At 58.4% G+C, this 22,217-nt stretch carries 19 protein-coding genes and 1 tRNA gene; 3 read left to right on the top strand and 17 right to left on the bottom strand.

Annotation, left to right across the window (positions count from 1 at the left end):
• Positions 1–69: 69 nt before the first annotated feature.
• The 7 genes from glmU to pcsA form a co-directional block, all read right to left on the bottom strand.
• Complete coding sequence (gene glmU / locus BSY240_RS02855; RefSeq protein WP_069041346.1) at positions 70–1,431, bottom strand: bifunctional UDP-N-acetylglucosamine diphosphorylase/glucosamine-1-phosphate N-acetyltransferase GlmU; 1,362 nt, start codon at positions 1,429–1,431, stop codon at positions 70–72.
• A 70-nt stretch (positions 1,432–1,501) separates the two neighbouring features.
• Complete coding sequence (locus BSY240_RS02850; protein WP_069041345.1) at positions 1,502–2,254, bottom strand: FadR/GntR family transcriptional regulator; 753 nt, start codon at positions 2,252–2,254, stop codon at positions 1,502–1,504.
• Positions 2,255–2,402: 148 nt separating this feature from the next.
• Positions 2,403–3,476, bottom strand: a complete 1,074-nt coding sequence (locus BSY240_RS02845; RefSeq protein WP_069041344.1) for a BMP family ABC transporter substrate-binding protein — start codon at positions 3,474–3,476, stop codon at positions 2,403–2,405.
• 40 nt (positions 3,477–3,516) lie between these two features.
• On the bottom strand, positions 3,517–4,437 hold the full coding sequence (locus BSY240_RS02840) for an ABC transporter permease (protein ID WP_069041343.1): 921 nt from the start codon (positions 4,435–4,437) through the stop codon (positions 3,517–3,519).
• Entirely contained in the window at positions 4,434–5,525 is a 1,092-nt protein-coding gene (locus tag BSY240_RS02835) for an ABC transporter permease (RefSeq protein WP_069041342.1), read from the bottom strand. The genes BSY240_RS02840 and BSY240_RS02835 overlap by 4 nt, the downstream gene beginning before the upstream one ends.
• Positions 5,515–7,110, bottom strand: coding sequence for an ABC transporter ATP-binding protein (locus BSY240_RS02830; RefSeq protein WP_069041341.1), 1,596 nt, complete (start codon positions 7,108–7,110; stop codon positions 5,515–5,517). Before BSY240_RS02830 ends, BSY240_RS02835 begins: the two co-directional genes overlap by 11 nt.
• A gap of 115 nt (positions 7,111–7,225) precedes the next feature.
• Positions 7,226–7,954, bottom strand: a complete 729-nt coding sequence (gene pcsA, locus BSY240_RS02825; protein WP_054151325.1) for a phosphatidylcholine synthase — start codon at positions 7,952–7,954, stop codon at positions 7,226–7,228.
• A gap of 188 nt (positions 7,955–8,142) precedes the next feature.
• Between pcsA and BSY240_RS02820 the strand changes: the two genes are divergently transcribed.
• Entirely contained in the window at positions 8,143–9,348 is a 1,206-nt protein-coding gene (locus tag BSY240_RS02820; protein WP_054151338.1) for a UbiH/UbiF family hydroxylase, read from the top strand.
• Here the strand turns inward: BSY240_RS02820 and BSY240_RS02815 are convergent.
• Both BSY240_RS02815 and BSY240_RS02810 read right to left on the bottom strand, forming a co-directional pair.
• Positions 9,325–10,287, bottom strand: coding sequence for an AEC family transporter (locus BSY240_RS02815; protein WP_069041340.1), 963 nt, complete (start codon positions 10,285–10,287; stop codon positions 9,325–9,327). The two genes, BSY240_RS02820 and BSY240_RS02815, sit on opposite strands and share 24 nt — an antisense overlap.
• A gap of 41 nt (positions 10,288–10,328) precedes the next feature.
• On the bottom strand, positions 10,329–11,075 hold the full coding sequence (locus BSY240_RS02810; protein ID WP_054151323.1) for a cytochrome c biogenesis CcdA family protein: 747 nt from the start codon (positions 11,073–11,075) through the stop codon (positions 10,329–10,331).
• Positions 11,076–11,258: 183 nt separating this feature from the next.
• On the opposite strand from BSY240_RS02810, the gene BSY240_RS02805 reads away from it, so the two are divergent.
• Positions 11,259–11,334 (top strand) — tRNA-Lys (locus BSY240_RS02805).
• 784 nt (positions 11,335–12,118) lie between these two features.
• Positions 12,119–12,652, top strand: coding sequence for an NUDIX hydrolase (locus BSY240_RS02800; protein ID WP_150127384.1), 534 nt, complete (start codon positions 12,119–12,121; stop codon positions 12,650–12,652).
• On the opposite strand, the gene BSY240_RS02795 is transcribed toward BSY240_RS02800, so the two are convergent.
• The 8 genes from BSY240_RS02795 to BSY240_RS02760 form a co-directional block, all read right to left on the bottom strand.
• Positions 12,642–13,958, bottom strand: a complete 1,317-nt coding sequence (locus BSY240_RS02795) for a hypothetical protein (protein WP_069041338.1) — start codon at positions 13,956–13,958, stop codon at positions 12,642–12,644. The two genes, BSY240_RS02800 and BSY240_RS02795, sit on opposite strands and share 11 nt — an antisense overlap.
• Positions 13,959–14,006: 48 nt before the next feature.
• Positions 14,007–16,343, bottom strand: a complete 2,337-nt coding sequence (hsdR, locus tag BSY240_RS02790; RefSeq protein ID WP_069041337.1) for an EcoAI/FtnUII family type I restriction enzme subunit R — start codon at positions 16,341–16,343, stop codon at positions 14,007–14,009.
• Positions 16,340–17,077, bottom strand: coding sequence for an 8-oxoguanine DNA glycosylase OGG fold protein (locus tag BSY240_RS02785; protein ID WP_069041336.1), 738 nt, complete (start codon positions 17,075–17,077; stop codon positions 16,340–16,342). The genes hsdR and BSY240_RS02785 overlap by 4 nt, the downstream gene beginning before the upstream one ends.
• 13 nt (positions 17,078–17,090) lie before the next feature.
• Positions 17,091–17,420 (bottom strand): hypothetical protein, encoded by a 330-nt coding sequence (locus BSY240_RS02780; protein WP_069041335.1) that lies wholly within the window; start codon positions 17,418–17,420, stop codon positions 17,091–17,093.
• A 267-nt stretch (positions 17,421–17,687) separates the two neighbouring features.
• On the bottom strand, positions 17,688–18,869 hold the full coding sequence (locus BSY240_RS02775) for a restriction endonuclease subunit S (protein ID WP_069041334.1): 1,182 nt from the start codon (positions 18,867–18,869) through the stop codon (positions 17,688–17,690).
• A complete protein-coding gene (locus BSY240_RS02770) occupies positions 18,866–20,314 on the bottom strand; it encodes a class I SAM-dependent DNA methyltransferase (protein ID WP_069041333.1) in 1,449 nt (482 codons plus the stop codon). Before BSY240_RS02770 ends, BSY240_RS02775 begins: the two co-directional genes overlap by 4 nt.
• A gap of 152 nt (positions 20,315–20,466) precedes the next feature.
• Positions 20,467–21,234, bottom strand: coding sequence for an HNH endonuclease (locus tag BSY240_RS02765; RefSeq protein WP_069041332.1), 768 nt, complete (start codon positions 21,232–21,234; stop codon positions 20,467–20,469).
• 209 nt (positions 21,235–21,443) lie between these two features.
• Positions 21,444–22,175, bottom strand: coding sequence for a hypothetical protein (locus tag BSY240_RS02760; RefSeq protein WP_236759307.1), 732 nt, complete (start codon positions 22,173–22,175; stop codon positions 21,444–21,446).
• Between the last annotated feature and the right edge of the window lie 42 nt (positions 22,176–22,217).

Here is a 22,217-nt window from a genome sequence, read left to right as displayed (position 1 = left end):
GAGGTCAAATTGCATTTCGTCTCGTAATGCAACGCAGCATAACAAGCGGTGAAGTTTGTTTTGGCGCTCTTACTTGCCGGACTTCTTGGCGGCCTTGATTGCCAGATTGCGCTCGCGGATCACAGCGGCGCGGCCCGGCTTCATCTCCTGGCGAGCACGGCCGAAGGCGAGTGCATCGGCGGGCACGTCCTCGGTGATGACGCTGCCGGACGCGATGAGCGCGCCATCGCCGATCTTGACCGGCGCCACCAGCGACGAATTGGAGCCGATGAAGGCCCCGGCCCCGATATGCGTCTCAAACTTGTTCACGCCATCATAGTTGCAGGTGATGGTGCCAGCGCCGATATTGGTCTCGGCGCCAACGACGGCGTCGCCGATATAGGTCAGGTGGTTGACCTTGGCGCCACGGCCGATCTCGGCCTTCTTCACCTCGCAGAAATTGCCCACCTTGGCGCCTTCGGCAAGATTGGCACCTGGGCGCAGGCGCGCAAACGGCCCGACGGTTGCACCGGCGGCCACATGGGCGCCTTCGAGATGCGAGAAGGCATGGATCACGGCGCCGCCCTCGACGGTGACGCCGGGGCCGAAGACGACGTTCGGCTCGATCAGCGCATCCTGGCCGATGACCGTGTCATGGCTGAGGAAAACCGTTTCCGGCGCGATCATGGTGACGCCCGAGACCATCAACTCGTGGCGGCGGCGCTCCTGCCAGAGGCGTTCGATGACGGCGAGCTCGGCGCGATTGTTGCAGCCGGTCAGTTCACTCTCCGGCGCGTCCACGGCGACAGCCTTGCCACCCAAGGACCGGGCAATCTCGACGAGGTCGGTCAGATAATACTCACCCTTGGCGTTCTGGTTGCCGATCCGGGAGAGGAGATCGACGGCCTTCTTGCCGTCGATCGCCATCAATCCACTGTTGCACCAGGTCACGGCGCGCTCGGCCTCGGTCGCATCCTTTTCCTCGCGGATGGCGACCAGCTCGCCATTTTCGACCAGCAAACGGCCATAACCTGTCGGATTGGCCGTATGAAAACCGATGACGGCGACATCGGCACCGCCGGCAAGCGCTTCGCGGGCAGCTTTCAGCGGCGCGGCAGTGATCAGCGGCACATCGCCATAGGCAACGAGGATCTCGTCATAACCGCGGGCAATCGCCTCCTTGGCCATCAGAACGGCGTGACCGGTGCCGAGGCGCTCGGTCTGCAACACGCCTGCGACCGCAAGCCCTTCGATCGAGGCTGCCTTTTCGACCTTGTCGGCATCACGACCGAGAACCAGTGCCACATCAGACACACCAGACGCGGCGATCGATGCCATGACATGCGCGATCATCGGACGCCCACCCACCGGATGCAGCACCTTCGACATCGACGACTTCATGCGGGTGCTGTCACCAGCAGCGAGAACGACGGCGAGACAGGTACGGTTCATGGATGGCTCCAAGCTGAGAATGGCGCTCCTCACTAATACCAGCAGGTGCCGCCCGCAAGTGTTCGGAGAACTAGCCGCGCTTCTGGGAGTTCTCGACGGCCTTCAGCGCTGCTGCACGCCCCTGCTCGATCGCCCGTTCGGTGGCGGCCCGCGCAGTCTCGGCATCGCCTTGCTCGATCGCATCGACGATGGCCAGATGAAGCTCGCTGATCGCCTCCCCGCGGCCGGCAAGTTCAGGATCGAAGGCCATGGTGAAGGCGCCGTCGAGCGAGGCCTTTATGAAACCGACCATGCTTTCGAGAAACGGGTTGGCCCCGACGAGGGTCAAAAGAACGTGGAAGCGTAAGTCTGCCTCCACCTGGCCCTGCCAGTCGAGTTCGTTGGAACCCAGGAGCATGGCGTAATGACGCAGTTCCGCACAGTCCGCCGCCGAAGCGCGCAGCGCCGCGAACGCAGCCGATGCCGGCTCCAGGACCATGCGGACGTCATAGAGATGATCGATGAACTCGTGTGTGACGCCCGTCCGGAAATGCCAGCGCAGCACGTCTTCATCGACAAGGTTCCAGTGACAGCGGTCAGTCACCCGTGTCCCGACGCGCGATTTGGCAACCACCAGACCTTTGGCGGTCAGCGTCTTCATCGCCTCGCGCAGCACGGACCGCGACACATCGAACTGAGCCTCCAGTTCAGCATCCCCAGGCAAGGGTTCGCCGATGCCAAATCGACCCCCGACGATCGCAAGGCCGACTTGCTCGACCACCTTCGCATGGCTCGTCCGAAGATTGGAAACGACCTTCAGTTCCCGAACCTCTTCCTTCCGCATCCTGACTCACACCCCGACTTATTTGCTGGGGTAGTTATACGAAAGGCCAATGCGGGTGAAGGCGCTATCTGAGTATTCCTGCAATTTTAGGAATTCTAAACAAGAAAGAGCGCCCAAAGGCGCTCTTTCCATTTCCGCAAGTCGCAGATTACTGCGGCAGCTTGTCGTCTACACCTTCAATGTAGAAGTTCATGCCGAGGATGGTGCCGTAGTCAGCCGACTCACCTTCCGCCAACCAGACGGAGCCGTCCTGCTTGTTGAGCGGACCGGTGAAGGGCTTCAGTTCGCCGGACTTGATCTTGGCTTCAGTGTCCATGGCCATGGCCTTCACGTCGTCGGGCATGTTGGTATAGGGCGCCATCGACAGAATGCCGTCGACGAGACCGTCGAAAGTCTGCGCCGAGCTCCATGTGCCGTCGAGAACAGCCTGGGTGCGCTTGATGTAGTAGGGCGACCAGGTGTCGACGATGGCGCTGAGCTGCGCAGTCGGGCCGGCGGCGATCATGTCGGAGGCCTGACCGAAGGCCTTCATCCCACGTTCTTCGGCAACCTGCATCGGAGCCGTCGTGTCGGTGTGCTGGGTCAGAATGTCCACGCCCTGGTCAAACAGCGCCTTTGCGGCATCGGCTTCCTTGCCGGGGTCGAACCAGGTGTTGACCCAGATGACCTTCAGCTTGAATTCCGGGTTGACGGTGCGGGCGCCGTGCAGGAAGGCGTTGATGCCGGCGACGACTTCCGGGATCGGGAAGGAAGCGATGTAACCGGCGACACCGGTCTTCGACATCTTGCCGGCGATCTGACCGTTGATGAAGCGGCCTTCATAGAAGCGCGAATTGTAGGTCGCGACATTGTCTGCAGTCTTGTAGCCGGTGGCGTGTTCGAACTTCACATCCGGAAACTTCTCGGCGACCTTCAGGGTTGCATCCATGAAGCCGAAGGAGGTCGTGTAGACCAGGGCGCAGCCGGAACGGGCCATGCGCTCGATGGCGCGCTCGGCATCCGGACCTTCCGGCACGTTTTCGAGGTAAGGCGTTTCAATCTTGTCGCCGAAATGAGCCTGAAGCTCCTGGCGGCCGATATCATGCGCCTGGGTCCAGCCACCGTCGGTCTTCGAGCCGACGTGGACGAAGCAGATCTTCGTCTTGTCCTGAGCGGCGGCGGGTGCCGCGACGCCGACGATTGCGGCTGCCGATGCGGCAAGCGCGAGGAGGATGTTTTTCATGATGTACCCCTGTCTGGTTAGGTTGAAGCTTTTGTTTTGATTATCTATCCGGCACGAACGGCTTGCCGAGGCAGGCCGGCGTGTTGATCAGCGTCGTGCGGCGATTATGGGAGATTATGATCAGCACGACAATGGTCGCCGCATAGGGCAGCGCGGACAGAAATTGCGAGGGCAGACCGATGCCGAGCGCTTGCGCATGCAGCTGCCCGATGGTCACGGCACCGAAGAGGTAGCCGCCGGCAAGAACCCGCCAGGGCCGCCATGCGGCGAAGACGACGAGCGCGAGCGCGATCCAGCCGCGGCCGGCGGACATGTTCTCCACCCATTGCGGCGTATACACCAGCGACAGCTGCGCACCGGCAAGACCGGCACAAGCGCCGCCGAACATCACCGCCAGATAGCGCGTCCGGATGACGGGTAGCCCGAGCGTATGCGCCGAGCCGTGGCTGTCGCCGATCGCGCGCAGCTTGAGGCCCGAGCGGCTCTTGAACAGATACCAGTTCACGCCGGCAACCAGCAGAATGGAAAGGTAGAAGAACAGGTCCTGGGCGAAGAGGATGGGGCCGATCACAGCAATGTCCGACAGAAGCGGAATGACGATCGGCTGCATCTTCACACCGGGCACACCGACCACGCTTTCGCCGATCATGCCGGAGACGCCAAGGCCGAGGATGGTGAGTGCCAGACCGGTCGCCACCTGATTGGCGACGAGGGTGAGCGTCAGGAAACCAAAGAGCAGCGAGAAGGCCGCGCCGGTCGCGATCCCTGCGAGAACCCCGACATAGGGTGAGCCGGTCAGGTTCGTCGCGATGAAGGCGCAGACCGCACCGATGATCATCATGCCTTCGACGCCGAGGTTCAGCACGCCTGAACGCTCGGCCACGAGTTCGCCCATGGCGGCGATCACCAGCGGCGTCGAGGCGGTGATGACAGTGAGAAGGATGGCCTCGAACATGATCAAGCCCTCTTCGTCGCGGCATTGCGGGCACGATCAAAGACGATCCGCACCTTGTAGAGAATGAGTGTGTCACAGGAGAGCACAAAGAAAAGAAGCAGCCCCTGAAAGACGCGTGTGACCTTGTCGGAGACGCCGATCGACAACTGTGCGCCCTCGCCGCCCAGATAGGTCAGCGCCAGCACGAAGCCGGAGGCGATGATGCCGAGCGGATTAAGACGCCCGAGGAAGGCAACGATGATGGCCGTGAAGCCGTAGCCCGGCGAAATGGTCGGCTGCAGGTGACCGATCGAGCCCGACACTTCCGAAATACCGGCCAGCCCGGCCAGCGCGCCCGAGAACATCATCGAGAACCAGACCATCTTGCGCGAGGAGAAGCCGGCAAAGCGCCCTGCCCGTTCCGACTGCCCGAGAACCACGACCTGAAAGCCCTTCAGCGTGTAGCGCATCATGAACCAGACGGCGACGGCGGCAATCAGCGCAAAGATGATGCCGAGATGCGCGCGGCCGGAGGAAAGGATTTCTGGCAGCACGGCTTCCGAGACAAAAGAGCGCGACTGCGGGAAATTGTAGCCGGCCGGGTCCTTCCAGACCCCGCGGGTCAGCCAGTCGAGGAAAAGCTGGGCGATGTAGACCAGCATCAGGCTGGTCAGGATTTCATTCGTGTTGAAGCGGGTCTTCAAGAGCGCCGGAATGGCGCCATAGGCGGCACCGCCGATGGCACCCATGACGATCATCATCGGCAAGAGCAGCGGCGAGTTCCATTCATAGAAGGTGATCGGCAGGATCGAGCCGACGATGGCCCCGACGATGAACTGCCCCTCGGCACCGATATTCCAGTTGTTCGAGCGATAACAGACCGACAGACCGACAGCGATCAGGATCAGCGGTGCGGCCTTCACCGCAAGCTCATGCAGCGACCAGACCTCCAGCAGCGGCTCGATGAAGAAGCTGAAGAGTGCCGAGACCGGGTCCTTGCCAAGCATCGCAAACATGATGCCGCCGAAGAAGACGGTGAGCGCCAGCGCCAGCAAAGGCGAGACGATGGCAAACAGGCTGGACTGCCGGGAACGACGTTCGAGTTCAATGCGCATGGGCCGCCTCCGGGGCAGTGGTCAGGCCATGCACGCCGCCCATCAGGATACCGATGCGTTCGCGGGTCATGGTCGAGGCGGGATAGGCGTCGGACAGCGTGCCTTCGGAGATGGCCGCAATCGAAGTTGCGACCTCGAAGATCTCGTCGAGGTCCTGGCTGATGACGACCACAGCGGATCCCGCCTTGGCAAGATCGACCAGCGCCTGGCGGATTCGGCTTGCAGCGCCGGCATCGACGCCCCAAGTGGGCTGGTTGACGACCAGCACAGAGGGCTGGCGATCGAGTTCGCGGCCGACGATGAATTTCTGGAGATTGCCACCCGAGAGTGAACCGGCGGAGGGATCATCACCACTCTTGCGCACATCCATCATCTCGGAGATGCGGCGCGCTGCCTGCTGCACCAGCCCATGGCGTATGAGACCAATTTTCCCGCCTGCGAGGTAGGCTGAACGGTCGGACGCATTGCGCGAGAGAAACAGGTTTTCCGACAGGCTCATGGCCGGGATTGCCGCATGGCCGTGGCGCTCTTCAGGCACGAAACCGGCGCCGAGCAGCCTGCGTTCGTTAATCCCGAGGCGACCGACGGACTTGCCGCGCAGGCGGATTGCATCGGGATTCGGAACGACATACTCGCCGGAAAGCGCATCGAAGAGCTCGCTCTGGCCGTTGCCGGCGACCCCGGCAATGGCGAGGATCTCGCCCGCCTTCACTGTCATCGAAACACTCTTCAGTGGCATGGCAAAAGGTGTCCGCGGGCTGACCGAGAGCTCTGTGACCTGCAGCTGGACGACGCCATCCGTGGGCGGCTCGACCTTCTCGACACCGGCGACATCGGCGCCCACCATCATCCGGGCAAGCGAAGCCGGCGTTTCCTGCCGCGGGTCGCAGGCGCCCGTGACCTTGCCGTGACGGAGCACGGTTGCGCGATCGCAGATGCGCTGCACTTCCTCAAGCCGGTGGCTGATATAGAGAACGGAGCGACCTTCCGCCTTCAGCTTGAACAGGGTCTCGAACAGCTTGTCGGCTTCCTGGGGCGTCAGCACCGAGGTCGGCTCGTCAAGGATGATGAGTTTGGGGTTCTGCAAGAGCGCGCGGACAATCTCGATGCGCTGGCGCTCACCGACCGAGAGATCGGCGACATGGGCATTGGGATCGAGCGGCAGTCCATAGGCGACCGAAAGCTCTGCCGCCTTCTTGGAAAGCTCGGAGATCGAGATCTTCTCGTCGAGCGACAGCGCGATGTTCTCGGCGACCGTCAGCGCTTCGAAAAGCGAAAAATGCTGGAAGACCATACCGATGCCGAGACGCCGGGCCGCGGCTGGATTGGGGATGACCTGGTCTTGCCCCTGCCAGCCGATCGAGCCCGCCGAGGGCGCGAGAATACCGAACAGCATCTTCACAAGGGTGGATTTGCCGGCACCGTTCTCGCCGAGAAGAGCGTGGATCTCGCCATGGCCGATGTCGAGGTCGATGTCGTCGCAGGCCTTGAAGCTGCCGAACAGCTTCGTCAGCCCCCGCACGGTCAAAAGCGGCTTTTCGCCCTCGGGCGGTTGATGCGGCACAGGTCCCCCTTGCACTCTCATGCGCGTCGGCCGGGTCTTGCGCCCGGTCCACCGCTCAATTCATAACCTGTTTGCGGCAGCGCACAATATATAGGCAAAAGTTTTTTTTGGTTTTGCCCAGGCATCACCTGTCGGATCAGCCCCGACGTCCGAGGGCCGGGAAAAACTGCAACACGCCGCCGATGACATACAGGTAGATCCCGGTCAGGATCATGCCCCAGACGACCCAGGGAGGCGACTGGAAATGCAGGAGGAGTGCATAACCGCCGAAAGCGCACCACAGCAGGAAAACCGCCATGTTGAGATTGCGTAGCCGTTTCACACGCACGGGGTGCAGGAAGAAGATCGGAAGGAAGGTCAGGACAACAGAAACGAGCACCGCGATCAGGGCCGTGGTGGCGCTCGCATCGATCACGAAGAGCGTGAAGATCAGCATATTCCAGACGACCGGGAAGCCGGAAAAGAAATATTCATCCGTCTTCATGCCCATGTCTGCGTAATAGATGGCGCTCGACACCACGATCAGTCCGGCGGCAACGAAGGACCAGGGCTCGCCGATCATGCCGCTCTGATAGAGCGCAAAGGCTGGCAGAAGGACATAGGTGACATAGTCGATGATGTTGTCGAGCGTATCGCCGGACCAGTTCGGCAGGACTTCCTTGACGCGCACCTTGCGGGCGATCGGTCCGTCGATGCCGTCGACGACAAGTGCAAGCCCCAGCCACCAGAACATGTCGACGAAGCGGTTCTCCGCTGCAGCAACGACACCCAGAAAGGCCAGGAAGGATCCGGAAGCAGTGAGCATATGAACCGAAAAGGCACGGATTTCGGCATAGGGCACACGCTTGTAATTAAAGATCTTCATCCCTGCTCCAGTCGGCGGCACTTCGGAGGAAACGGTATCGGACGAAATGGCGCGCATTGCAACACAAGTGGCGGTCTATGCCCGGATTTCGCCCGTGACCCGCCAGGAGCATGCGCCATTTCGGCCCATGGATTTTACCGTGCTGCGGCTCTAGATAACGTTACAAGATGCCAATCGGGACCTTCACCATGAGCTACGAATTCGACATTGCCGTGATCGGCGCCGGTCCCGCCGGACAGATTGCCGCCCTTGCTATGGCACGCGGCGGTCGCCGCGTCGTGCTCGTCGGACCGGAACCCAACAGCTCGGACCGGCGCACTACGGCCCTCATGGACCAGTCGCTGGCGATGATCGAACGCCTTGGTCTCTGGCAGGAGTTGAAAGAGACCGCCGCCGCCCTCACCGTCATGCAGATCGTCGATGGCACAAGGCGCCTCTTGCGCGCACCGACAGTGGCATTCCGGAGCGCGGAAATCGGGCTCGACGCCTTCGGCTACAACGTTCCGAATTCCGCACTGCTCCAGACCCTGGCAAAGGCCGTCGCGACCGAACCGCTGATTACCCGCCGCGCCTTGGCGGCCGAGACCATCCATATCGGCGCAGAAGCGGTCACCATCGGCATTCAGGGTGAAGACGCAATCACCGCCGGCTTTGCGATCGGAGCGGACGGCCGCCGCTCCAAGACCCGCGAAAGTGCAGGCGTCGGCGTGAAAACCTGGTCCTACCCGCAAACGGCCGTGGTGATGAACTTCATCCACAGCCTGCCGCACCAGAACGTCTCGACGGAGTTCCACACCGAATCGGGTCCGTTCACCCAGGTCCCACTGCCCGGCCTGCGCTCGAGCCTCGTCTGGGTCCTGCCGCCGCAGGAAGCCGACAGGATGATCTCGCAGTCACCGGATCAACTCTCGGCCGAAGTCGAGGCGCGCATGCAGTCCATGTTAGGCAAGGTTCAGGTGGAGGACGGCGTCCAGGCCTGGCCCCTCTCGGGCATGACGGCCCGTCAGTATGGCAAGGGCCGCTCCGCCTTCATCGGCGAAGCCGGTCACGCTTTCCCGCCGATCGGTGCCCAGGGCTTGAACCTCAGCCTGCGCGACATCGCAGCCCTGGAAGACATTCTGCTCGACCCGAGTTCTTCACCGATTGCGGCGGACGCGGGCGACCGCTTCGACCGCAAGCGCCGGCTTGACATCGCAAGCCGAACGGCAAGCGTCGATCTTCTCAACCGATCGCTGCTGTCGGGCCTGCTGCCCGTTCAGATGCTGCGGGCGGCCGGCCTCCAGGTGCTGGCGAGCGTCGGCCCACTGCGCAATCTCGTCATGCAGGAAGGCGTGGCGCCCGGGCGTGGACTGAAGAACCTGCCGTCACTGCTACGGGAAAAGGTCCGCCGGTAGGTAACCCTGGGTGATGGCGAACAGCAGCGCCGACACCGAGAATACCGAAATGACCGTGGTGATCAGGATCGTCGCAGACGCCCTCTCCTGCCACACGCCATATTGCTGGCCGATGACGAAGACATTTGTGGCCGTCGGCAGCGAGGCGAGCAGCACTGCAGTATAGACCCAGAGCGGGTCGAAGTTTCCGACAAAACTCAGGACGACATAGACCAGGATCGGATGCAGCACGAGCTTGATCGGCACGATGTAGCCGATCTCGGCGGGAATGCGCTTGAGCGGCCGCAGCGCAAGCGTCACGCCCATGGCAAACAGAGCGCAAGGGGCCGCCGCCTGAGCGAGGTAGTCGATCAGGCGTTGCAGCGCGAGCGGTGGCTCGAAGGCAAAGGCGGCGGCCACGAAACCCACCAAGGTCGCGATGATGAAGGGATGGGTCAGGATCTTTCTCGCCACATCGAGCGCCAGTTGCAACGGCGGACGCTTGTCGCCACCGGCAAAGGCCATCAAGGCGGGTGCGGCGATGAAATGCGCCGCGTTCTCGAAGCAGAAGACGAGCGCCACCGGAACGGCAGCCTTTTCACCGAAGGCGAGCAGCGCCAGGCCCGGCCCCATATAGCCGATGTTGCCATAAGCGCCAGCAAGCGCCTGGACGGTCGATTCGGCGATGTTGTTACCGCGAACATAGCGGCCGATCACGAAGACCACGACAAAGATCGAATAGGTGGCCGCAAGGCAGGCCGCGATGAAGTCGATGCGGGTCAGCTGTTCGATCGGCGTGCGCGAAACGAGCTTGAAGAACAGCGCCGGCAGCGTGACGTAAATGACGAAGAAGTTCAGCCAGCCGAGCGCCTGGGCGGAATGATCGCCGAGCTTCCCCGACACGTAACCGATCAGGATCAGGCCGAAAAACGGCAAGACCAGCGCGATGATATCCGCCATGGCTCACTCCCCCTGAACGCGAATATGCGCTCAAACGGGACTTAGCCGATTTGCGACAGGATTGGAAAGGTCTGCTGGAACCAGATCGCCATGTCGGAGACATAACCGAAGATGAAGGCAAGCCCGGTCAGCACCAGCAGCCCGCCCATGGCTTTTTCCACCACACCGAGATGCCGGCGGAAGCGCGTGAGAAACCGCATGAAGGCGCCCGAGAACCCGGCCGCGATCCAGAAGGGCACGGCAAGCCCAAGCGAATAGATCGCCAGCAGCAGCGCACCATCCCCGACCGTCTCCTTCGAGGCAGCGACCCCGAGGATGGCGCCCAGGACCGGGCCGATGCAGGGCGTCCAGCCAAAGGCGAAAGCCAGACCCATGACATAGGCGCCCGAAAGCGTTGCGGGCTTTCCGCCGCCTGCGAATCGATACTCTGATGACAAAAGGCCGAGGCGGAAGACGCCAAGGAAATTCAGGCCCATGATGATGATGATCACGCCGCCGATCTTCGACAAGAGATCCATGTGCTGACGCAAAAGTCCGCCAATCGTCGAGGCACCGGCGCCGAGCGCGACAAAGACGGTGGCAAAACCGAGCGTGAACACAAGCGCCGTCAACATCACCGTCCGGCGGGCAGCCGCATTTTCAGCCTGGGCTCCGTCGCGGAACTGATCGACCGAAATACCGGCCATATAGCAGAGATACGGCGGCACCAGCGGCAGCACGCAGGGCGAAAGGAACGACAGGGCTCCGGCCAGAAGCGCGCTGAAAAAGGAAATATCGGCAATCGACACTGTGAACTCCGGAACCCGAACCGGCCCTTCCTAATCCCGCAAGCCGTTGCTTGCCAATCACCATTGCGTAGACTGCGACAACAGGACTGAATTTTGCTGCCGAAACTGCATTTTTGCGGTTGACCGGCCGGGGTCACCTGCCTATGTTCCGCGCACTTCTTGAGGCGGCGCAAAACCGCACGGGAGAGCGTAGCTCAGCCGGTAGAGCAACTGACTTTTAATCAGTAGGTCCAGGGTTCGAATCCCTGCGCTCTCACCACTAAATCAGCCACTTAGCTTGATTTAATTGGTGATCTGGATAGTCCAGCAAGCACATAGCAAGCAGATGGGTCATCTTTTACCTGCGAATCTCGCAATCAGTCCGACAAACTGGTCGGCAATCTGCTCTTCGTAGAACTCGCATGTCGCCTCAAGTCGTCGATAGGTTTTCCAGTGCATTCCTTTAGGTTTGGGCGGAATGGGATCATCGAAGCAACCTCCCCCACCTAAACGACTGCGAATATTTTGGGAGATCGCCAGCGCGCGATCACTCGAATCCTGGTTCTGTGATGCGTAGGCTAGGTTAAGGCATCTTCTGCAGCGAAACCGAACACCTCCATAAAGAACTGCGCAGCGGCGCCTGCAACTCAAGCACTGGATGTAGAGCTTGGCTCCTCCAAAGGGCTGGGGGAACAGCACTAACGGAATCTGCTCTTGAACCGGTACCCAGTCGCCACCTGACAGCCGGACATTGTAATTCAGCTCCAGGCTGTATGCGTGCACCTTGTATCTGATCCACCCGGTCCTCACATCTCCTCGGGACCAAGACAAAACACCTGATGAACCTGATTTTAGAAGCCCCTTGGCCCTCATGTAGCGGAGATCCAGCCTCAAGCTGTTCTCGCATGTTTCGCGAGATCCGTAACGGAAGCGATTACCCGAACCGATCCCTCCCATCTACGTCACCATTTTCCCGAAATCCTGTGGGATTTTAGTCGATACCATTTATGCTGACCTCCAAAGGAGCCCGCAGAATCGCGCCGGACGGGCAAGAGAGTACTTCCATGTCAGAGATAGAAACCCTCAAGCAAATCGTCGTATATGAAAATGAATTTGTAACGGTATTTGATGACGTAGTTAAGTTTCCTTCGGGGAAAAACGGGACGTATTTTCGTTACAGATGGAAGGCGCCGCACGGTGTAGCAATAGTTCCAATACACGGCTGCGACGTGATACTGATTCAAAACTACCGATACGCAGAGAAAAGCTTGTCGATCGAAGTTCCACAAGGATTTGGTTGCTTCGGCAGAACACCCCAAGAAGACGCTTCACGGGAGCTTTTTGAGGAAACAGGACTGACAGCACAAAAGTTCGAGCAGTTGCTCGTCTTAGGGGCCGACTTCAAAACATTTGTTTTTGTCGCAGAGATCGATGACCTGGCTCAAGTCTCCAATCAGAACGCAGAGGTGAGCGAGAGTATTTCTTCGTATCGACGAATTCCGATTGAGAAGATCAGCCATCTCGACTTCGGCGCTGCGGGTATTTTCGACCCCGTTACGATTGCCGCCCTTTTGGCGTTACGATCGATTAGGACGTGACCATGATCTCTTTTTCAAAGGAGTCTGTGTCCAACACTTCCTCCTGGAATTGAAGTGTTTCGGCTTTTCCTATCGCTCTTAAGTGCCGACCCAAGGCCATCTTCGATACTTGGTGGTGAGCTATGTCGTCGACAAGTGCCTTCTCGTCAGAAGGAAGAAACTTGTTTTTGATCATGTCGAACATGACGGTGTAACCGGTACCCATCATGGGGGTCGGGACATCAAGAAAGCCAAGACTTACGCAAACGAGATCCAAGACTCCTGAAGAGCCGGCCCCAAAGCGGGCCCATTTACGTCGCACCTCTCGACGTTGCGGCGCACCAGTTGCGACTTTCAGATGCGGGAATCGGTTTATGATTCTCTGTTCGATCAGCACGTTTGTTGCTACGTAGGCGTGCTGCAAATCTAGGATGTTTGTCTCTTTAGTGAGGTCCGCCGACTGGAGTTCTTGATAGCTGCGCATAATATCCGAGTGCCGTATGGAATCGATATCATCGGTATCAAGCATGGATAGACCTTCCACATAGTGCGGATAGTCGAGGGTGGCCCGCACCGCGAGGGGGGCAGACGCGTCTACAAGCTCATAACGCGTCCCGCGCACCAATTGAAACGACCGTTGATGCGCCTCCGCGTAAATCGGGCTGAGATCAAGGACTGAAGGGAGGTTGGAAACATACGGCGCTTCAGTCGCGTCCATAATGATTTCTTGGGCATTTTCCGGCAAGGCGACAGAGCGACGTCGCATCTCTTCAAGCAGGCGATACTGCAGAAAGGCGCGTCCCAACCCGTTATCCCGAGCCTCTTCTTCATCTATGATCGCCTGAAGCTTCAGGAAGTCACCATCAGATAGACGAGGCGAGAAGCCAGCAGCAAGCGTTTTCCGACACGTGGCTGTATAATTGTTTCGGATATCCCAATACGTCCAAGGCAAGACTGGCGCATGTGACGCCATGAATTCCAACTCGGACCCGGTACCAGTCTTGTGTTGATCGTAGATCAACTTCCCCTCGTTTAGGAACGCTGTTTGTATCTCCGCAAGGGGCATCACTTGCTCGGATGTTTCCTCGGTCACACCTTTTCTAATCGCTAGCTGAAATCGGCCTTGCTTGAACAGATCTCGGATCACCCCATCGCGTGAGACAAGCCGCCTCAAGTTGACGGAGCAAATGGCCTGGCTATCCGATAGCACCATCTTTTCGTTGAAGATGAGTGTGTATAACAAATGCGCTTTGAATGCCTTCGCGAGCTTTTCCTCAGTGGAAATTGGAAGATTTCCGTCTGCAAGAAGCGTGTATGGACTTTTCATTTTGTCTTCCCCCGAAAACTGGACTGATTAGTCACAAGCCCGTCAATGTCACCCCGAATACAGCGCCGCCTGCATCCGCTTGTAAGCATCCTTGATCACCGCAAGGTCGCCCAACTTTGCACGCCCCTCGGCAACGCTGCCGTAGCGGGCAATCAGATATTGCCCAAGCTTCTTGGTCCCAAGCTCCCGCTCACCGTTGACGACATAGGCTCTCAGGATGGCCACCAGAAGCGCCTGAAGCTCGCCGTCGAATTCGCTCAGTCCCTTTGCCTCCGTCACCGTGGCACGCGTTGCGCGGGTGACAGGCGGGTTTGTGAAGAGGATATAGGCCAGCACGTCGAAGAGGTCGGAATCCTTCGCGTCGATCAGTTGGCGCATGTCGTCCAGGCGCTCTTCGTCATAGCCTCGGTCAAGGAGCTGCCCAAGGAAGGCTTCGCGGTTGTCGGGATCGCTCCAGGCGGCGCGCAAGGCGTCTTCGTCCGGGATCATTCGCGTCAGATCGCCGAAGAGACGTTTGAGGAATTCCACCCCCGAAATCGGCCGGCCCTCCGAACTCCAGTAACTGGTCGTGGCGATATAACGGATGGATCGTTCCTTGCCGTCGGCGAGCTTTACCACGATCTTGGCCGGCGGGCCTCCTCCGCCCTCGCCTTCTCCCGGTCCGTCATCGCCGCCGATGGGCGGTTGATCGGGTTCGCCCATGCCGTCGGGTCCCGGTCTCGGCACCGGCTTCACCGGTTCTTCAGGCGGCCCATCCCAGGCCGGATCGTGAAAATTCTCGTAGGCCTTCACAAAGTCCCAGATCGTGAAGAAGTCCTTGCCTTCATAGGTCCGCGTGCCACGCCCAATGATCTGCTTGAATTCGATCATCGACTTGATCGGGCGCATCAACACGATATGGCGGACATTGCGGGCATCGACACCCGTCGAAAGCTTCTGTGAGGTCGTCAGGATCGTCGGGATTGTTTTGTCGTTGTCCTGGAAGTCGCGAAGGTGCTGCTCCCCAACGGCCCCGTCATCCGCCGTGACACGGTGGCAATAGTTCGGGTTGGTACTCGTCTTCAATTGATTAATCAGATCCCGCACCAGCGCCGCATGCGCCTGCGTGGCGCAGAAGACCAGCGTTTTCTGCCTCTGATCGATCTGATCCATGAACTCCTTGACGCGGCTTTTCTCCCGTTCCTCGATCACGATCTTGGTGTTGAAGTCGCCTTCGGTGAAGCGTGTCCCTTCCTCGATCTCGCCGCTGACCAGATCGTCGGACCCATCGTAGACATATTCGTCGATGGTGCTCGCCATCTGGCGAACCTTGAAGGGCGTCAGGAAGCCGTCTTCGATCCCGTCCTTCAGGGCATAGGTGTAAACGGGTTCGCCGAAATAGGCGTAGGTGTCGGCGTTGTGCTTGCGCTTCGGCGTCGCCGTCAGACCGAGTTGCACCGCAGGCTCGAAGTATTCGAGAACCGCGCGCCACTCGCTTTCGTCCTTGGCGCCGCCCCGGTGACATTCGTCGATCACGATGAAGTCGAAGAAATCCTTGGGATACTGCATATAGACTGGCTCGCCCTCGCCGGTCATGAAGGTCTGGAAGATGGTGAAGAACAGGCTGGCATTCTTCGGCACCTTCCCCTTGTTCTTTGCGATGGTTCCGGGATCGATCCGGGTCACGGCATCATTCGGGAAGGCGGAGAAGGCGTTATAGGCCTGATCGGCGAGGATGTTGCGATCGGCGAGAAACAGGATGCGCGGACGGCGAACGGGCTCGCGAGACAGGTTCCACTTGGACTGAAAGAGCTTCCAGGCAATCTGGAAGGCGATCGAGGTCTTGCCGGTTCCGGTGGCGAGCGTCAGCAGAATGCGCCGATCACCCTCGGCAATGGCATCCAGCGCCGCCGTGATTGCCCGGTGCTGGTAATAACGCAGCTCCCATTTGCCGCCATCCGTCTCAAAATCAATTTCGCCGAAGCGGTCGCGCCATGTGTTGGGGCGCGAGAAGGTCAGGTCCCAAAGCTGGTCCGGCGTCGGGAAGGGCAAGGCAAGGTCGCCCTCCTTACCCGTCGTCATGTCCACCTGATACCAGTTCAACCCGTTCGAAGCGTAGGCGAAACGCGCGGCGAGCCTTGCGGCATAATCCTTTGCCTGCCCTACTCCGTTGCGATGGCTTACAGAGGCTTTCTTGGCCTCCAGCACGGCAAGCTTATGGCCCTTGTAGATCAGCACGTAATCGCACGACAGCGACTTGCCTCGCCGGCCTCCCGACATGATCCGACCGGGGCAGATGACTTCGCGCCGCACCTTCGATCCGTCCAATACGCCCCACCCTGCTGCCATCAAGATGGGGTCGATACGGTTGGCGCGGGTGTCAGCCTCGGTTTCGTCAAAACTCATGCGGCGCGCCTGTTCTCAATGACTAACCTGCGCCATTCACTTGGAGATTTCCCACCGTCTCCCATCACAGCCCGATCGATTTGCTCCGGTGACAGGGAGAATTTGGCTGCCAAGGCGTCCATCGCCTCACAAAATGCGTCATAGTGTTCAGGTGAGTTGTGGGGTGACACCACGAAATCAACGGCGCAGGTCACTCCGTCAGGTTTCCAGCGGATCGACTTATCCATCAGAACCACCTCCCGACCACAAAGCACATTGATCGAGCAACCAGCCCATTGGTCCATAATGTAAGCGTGTTTTGAGGGATCATTGCGTGGCAGCAAGAAGTAGATCAGTTTGGTGAAGAAAGCTGGCCCCATCCCCTTCATCTCGTTGCGCGCCTGCAATGTCACAAACGCCTTGTAGGCGGACTTACGATCAAACCCACCCCTTCGTATGTCATCGGCCAAGGCCAGCCAGTGAAGAGAACCTAGCAGCGTCTTCCGATTGGCGAGGCGCATGCCACCCCATGCCAGAATTGCGGCGCTGACGGTGGCGGTAGTCAGTGACTCGTCAGCCACAAGAGCGAAAATCTCGCTGCGCTTGATGTGACCATCTGGCAAAACATCTAGTGTCGCCCCGGGGAACGCTTCAGCAAATGATCGCACCTTTTTTCCCGAACCATCATCTGGGTCTCGGCGAGTTTCCAGGTGGAGGGCAAATTGTTCGAGGAACTTCGTTTCGAAGCTGGTCATGCCCTGAGATCCATCAGATCTTCAAACCGTGCTTCTCTTCAAGATGCTCCAGCACCTTTTCGAGAGCGGCCATAATGTAGAGCTGGTTTGCCCCGAACGCATAGTAACAACGCCCCAGCATTTGCGGATCAAGACCCATCGAGACCGTCTTGTAGGAAAACTTCCGTTTGGTCCCCTCGTCATCCACGATCGTCACGGGATAACGGAAACTCCTTCCCTCACCGTAGAAAACACCTCCCGGACCCCAGTTCTGGATGTTGCTGTTGTAGCATTCGTTTCCGATGATGTACTCCAACTCTTCCAGGAGAGCTGCTCGCTTTTTCGAAATTTTCTTCTTGGCCACTCGAACGTTCCTCGCCCACAGATTGAAACACTAAAAGGCGCGCCACAACCCGTCAACAGAGCCGCTCGTCTCGTCACGACGTTTCTCGGTCGAGATACATCAAAAAGTTAGATTAGGCCTTCAATATCGGACCCTTACGCCTCCTCCGGCAGGCGGAACGATTGCAATGATGGAAGTCTTTCTGGGGAACCATAATCAGATTGACGGTCAAACTCGCCTTTACACGATGAAGCTTTTCCAAGCTTCCATCATGATTGCTCGCCCAACTCATGTAAGCTCGCCCGCAAACGCCTTTCGTAACAGGGACTGGCGAAGATCTGCAAGCTCCCGGAGCTTCCCGGTGTAGATTTCAGCAAGTCTCTCGGTGGCAATCTGCAAGTCATCAAGTTTTCTGCATATCGCGCATTGATCGTCAAACCGGGGCAAAGAGAACTCATACGCAAACAGATGATCCCGATTCACTTTGGGCATACCCGCACGATCGGACCCAGCTATTGCATACCTGGTAAAATCGTTGCCTGATAGCAGGTGGTACAGGTAGTCTCGGAGGAGAACATCAAATTTAGGCGCCAGAGGGTATACATCAGCGCTACACAGCCCCCCGAAATCGGGCCGAGCGACCTTACGCAGATAAGGTCGTATCTTACTGTAAAGCACCATATTTTCGTCAAATGGGTGCTTACCCGATATCAACTGCTCTTCACGCGCTGTCTTTACGTCAATCAATTGATCGGAGCCTGTCACCATGTTTCCGGCGCCAACATGTGGCAGATCCGCATACGCGTCCTTCCGTGGGTCAACCAGCTTTGCCGTTATCTCAGCAACATCGGAAAATCTCACTGTACGCGAACCGACATTTCCAATGCGTAGCGCTTCGTTTCGCACCATCTCGAACAACTCCCGCGCATTCTGCAGATTGGCTTCAGCATTGACGCGGGCGCGGTCCAGCCCCTCAAAGGCTTCATCCAGAATGGCAACAATCCGCTGTTGTTCTTCGAGTGGCGGGAGGGGAATAGGTTGTTGTTTAACTTGCCCATCTGTAACCGCCGGGTAACTGGCTCCCGTTTGAAGTATTTCCATTGAAGATTGGAACGCGTCAGAAAAGAGATAATGAAACAAGTATCGCGGGTTCAAATCTGGCAAAGCCCTAAGCACGATATAGCCAGTGCTACAGATTTGTTGATCCAGATATTCGGGGACGACGGCTATGCGTTTCAATGTTGGTCTGATAGTCGCAAAAATTACATCGTTTGCTCGTATTCTCCGCCTTGCCCTGCTTGGCGCGTCAGCCCCCATGAGCTTTGATGTTTGGACGATTTTGAAGGTGTCATTGGACACGCTGGAAACGTCGACGTACGAAAACAGTTCACCAGGCGCTTTCGTTGGGTCGACGGTTTCCCCTTTAGAAATTAGATCGCCTATCGTCCTTACTGACCACCCCCTCTTCACAGCAGCCCCCGGATGTTTTCCAGAATGTCCGCCGTTTCTGCATCGCGAACCAACATATCGGCTATAATGTTTTCCGGGCTGCGCAAGGCTTCTCTTTCCGGTGCATTGGGGTTTTTCACCGAGAGGTCAAAGGTCGCCTCGTCCAGAGCAGAACGTGTCACCGTCCAGCTTTTTGGCCCATCGGCAAAGCTCTTTTGCAGCTTTACAAACTCCTTCAGATCGTCGTCGCTCAGCGGACTGGTCTTGCCCATGCTGCGTCCCGGATCGAGCTGATAGAACCAGGTTTGCCGGGTCGCCTCGCCCTTCTCGAAGAATAGGACGACAGTTTTAACTCCGGCGCCTTGGAACGTGCCTAGCGGGCAATCCAGCACCGTGTGCAGATTGCAAGCCTCCAGCAGCTCCTTCCGCAGCGCAACGCTCGCATTATCGGTGTTCGACAGGAATGTGTTCTTGATGACGACGGCGCCGCGCCCGCCAGCCTTTAGCTTGCGAATGAAGTGCTGCAGGAAGAGATAGGCCGTCTCGCCTGTGCGGATCGGGAAATTCTGCTGAACCTCGCGGCGCTCACCGCCTCCAAAGGGCGGATTGGCGAGAATGACGTCATGACGGTCCTTCTCCTGGATATCCATCGCGTTTTCATTCAGCGTGTTGGAATGAATCAGGTTGGGCGCCTCGATCCCATGCAGGATCATGTTCATGATGCCGATGATATAGGCGAGGCCCTTCTTTTCCTGCCCGTAGAAGGTTTTTGTCTGCAGCGTCTCGTAGTCTGTCCCCGATAGCTCATGGCGACGCAGATAGTCGTACGCCTCGCAGAGGAAGCCGGCGGAGCCGACTGCGCCATCATAGATGGTTTCGCCGATCTTGGGCTTCACCACCTCGATCATCGCGCGGATCAAGGGACGCGGCGTGTAGTACTCGCCACCATTGCGCCCGGCATTGCCCATCCGCCGGATACGGGTTTCATAGAGCTGCGAAAGCTCGTGACGCTGCGCCTGCGTGTTGAAGGACAGGCCGTCCACCGTTTCCAGCACGTCGCGGAGTATATAACCGGAACGGAACTTGTTGCGCAGTTCGGTGAAGATCTCGCCGATCTTGTATTGCAGGGTTTGCGGCCCGGTCGCGGATTGGCGGAACTTGCCGAGATAGGGGAATAGCTCATTGTTGACGAAGGCGATCAGGTCGTCACCCGTCAGCGCCGCATTGTGGTCCAGCTCGCCATTCTTCTTCGGTGCCGCCCACTGATCCCAGCGATAGGCGCCAGTGATGATGGGGCTGTAGTCTTCCCCGTCCAGCTCCGCCCGGTCGCGCCGTTCGTTCTCCAGGTCATGCAGGTATTTGAGGAACAGCACCCAGGATGTCTGTTCGACATAATCCAGCTCATTGGCCACGCCCTCTTCGGCGCGGAGGTCTTTTTCGATCTGATTGAATGCGTTGTCGTACATGAACTGCCGATCACAGGGGCCTGAACAGGCCTATTCTAGAATGGGTAAATGCCGGAGCTGAAAACGGAATCGCGCCGACGGTAGCGCGACTTTAGATTTGCGCATGCCGAGAGGCAAACCCTATCGGAGGTGGTGCAATGTGGAGTGCAGCGTCAAAGCTCGTGTGGATCAATCGTCGTTAGCTGTGACTGCATGATCGCCCGCAATTCTTGCACTGTGAGCGGAATGGCTCTTCGATGGATCATGGCGTGGCAGTTGGCACAAACCGGGATCAGATCCGTGGCTGGATCGACTTGATAGGCACCGCCGCATTCGTGGATCGGCTTGATGTGGTGAACATGGATATAGCCTTGCCCCAGAGGCCCATACGTCTTGCCAAAATCGACACGGCAAGCTTGGCAATGAGCACCGAAGTGCTCGATACACTTCCTTCGCGCATCGGGATTTCGCTCATAGCCGTTCACCACGACCTTGAAGGACTCGCCTTCCCAGAATTCCTCGTCGACGGCTTCCGGGATCGTCTCAAAGTCGTCGTCAGCGTGGGATGCATACCACCCGTCAGGCAGCACGATCAGGCGAGCATCTGTCAGCTCAGGCGTGATGTACGTTATCTGGGACGCGGATAGCTCACCTTCATCCGGATTGCGAGCTGCCCCAACCATCGGAAATGTCTTGAGGCCATAGCCTTCTTGTTCGATCAAACGGATATGTTCAATCGCCTGCCCATACCCATTGTTCTTTCGACCCTTGGGGCTGGTCTCCCAATGCTTATGAAGGATTAGGCCAACCTTCTCTGCATGACCATCCTGCCAAATGCCGAAAATCACAAAGCGCTTCTCGTGATTGACGAAGGACCAGCTCCAATTCCAGTTTGAACATGTGGCCCCGTGCTGTTCGATGAATTCTCTTCGGCTAACCATAGGATTCCCTTCATTCAACCCCGGCAACCAATACTAGAAGAAGCTCGTTCCGCACAACGGGTCTGGTCGTGCTGATCCAGTGCGGAACTCTCAGAGGTGGAATGCTTGGCTGCGACACTGGCTGAGAAAGAGGACGACACTTGCGCATGTTGTTCCGTTCTCTACGGATGGTGAACCATTATGAGTGGAACAACCTGCGCAAAGCCCAGCTAGATCGCGACATAACTAGAATCAACATGCGGATCAGGCTTGCCCCGCTTCTCCCAAGTGCGCCGACATATGCCGAAGAATTCCCACGGCTTGGCAGCGGAAAGGGACGAGGCGAGATATTCGGCGCGGGACTTCTTCCCATCCTCGCGGCGCTTCTGTCGCTTGCGCTCACAATCACGCAGGCGACGAAGCTTCTTCTGGATTTGTCCGCGCTGGCGCTTGGTCACATCGCAGGCCCCGATCGTGCGTATGCGAAGCCGCTTCCGCTCCTCATAGGTCAAACGCAGCATGTGAGCGAGTGCGTCCGCAGCCAATGGGGCATAGTTCACTTTGGTGCGCTCGTAGGCAACCTCTTCGAGTTGCACTTGGGATGCCCAAGGATACCACCTTCGACCCCAATTCAAGGCATGTTCTATGAAGTCATCTCGGTACTCGACGAAAAGCAGATTGCAGATGCATTCGAGATAGATGAAGGCATCGTCCGTCTCCGGCACCGCATCTCCGTGCCGATCTTTGATAAGCGTTTCAATCTCACGCATGCGCCCGAGAAAGTGACGCCAAGGCCCCTTGCGGGTTCTGCTCACGAGCATTTTGTAGCCAATTAGGCAATTGTCTAATTTCAACTCGATCACCTGCCGTGTGGCGACCACGCATCCCGGGAACTCCGTCACTTGGGCATTGAACTGAACTGCCTGCTTACCTTCGGACACACTTCTTGGTATGATGCCCATGCCGTCATCCTTTCGATTCTCTGGGAGGATTCAATGGCTTGC

It is taken from the genome of Agrobacterium sp. RAC06, from assembly GCF_001713475.1.
Lineage (GTDB): Bacteria > Pseudomonadota > Alphaproteobacteria > Rhizobiales > Rhizobiaceae > Allorhizobium.
This window is presented reverse-complemented; position numbering and strand designations above follow the sequence as displayed.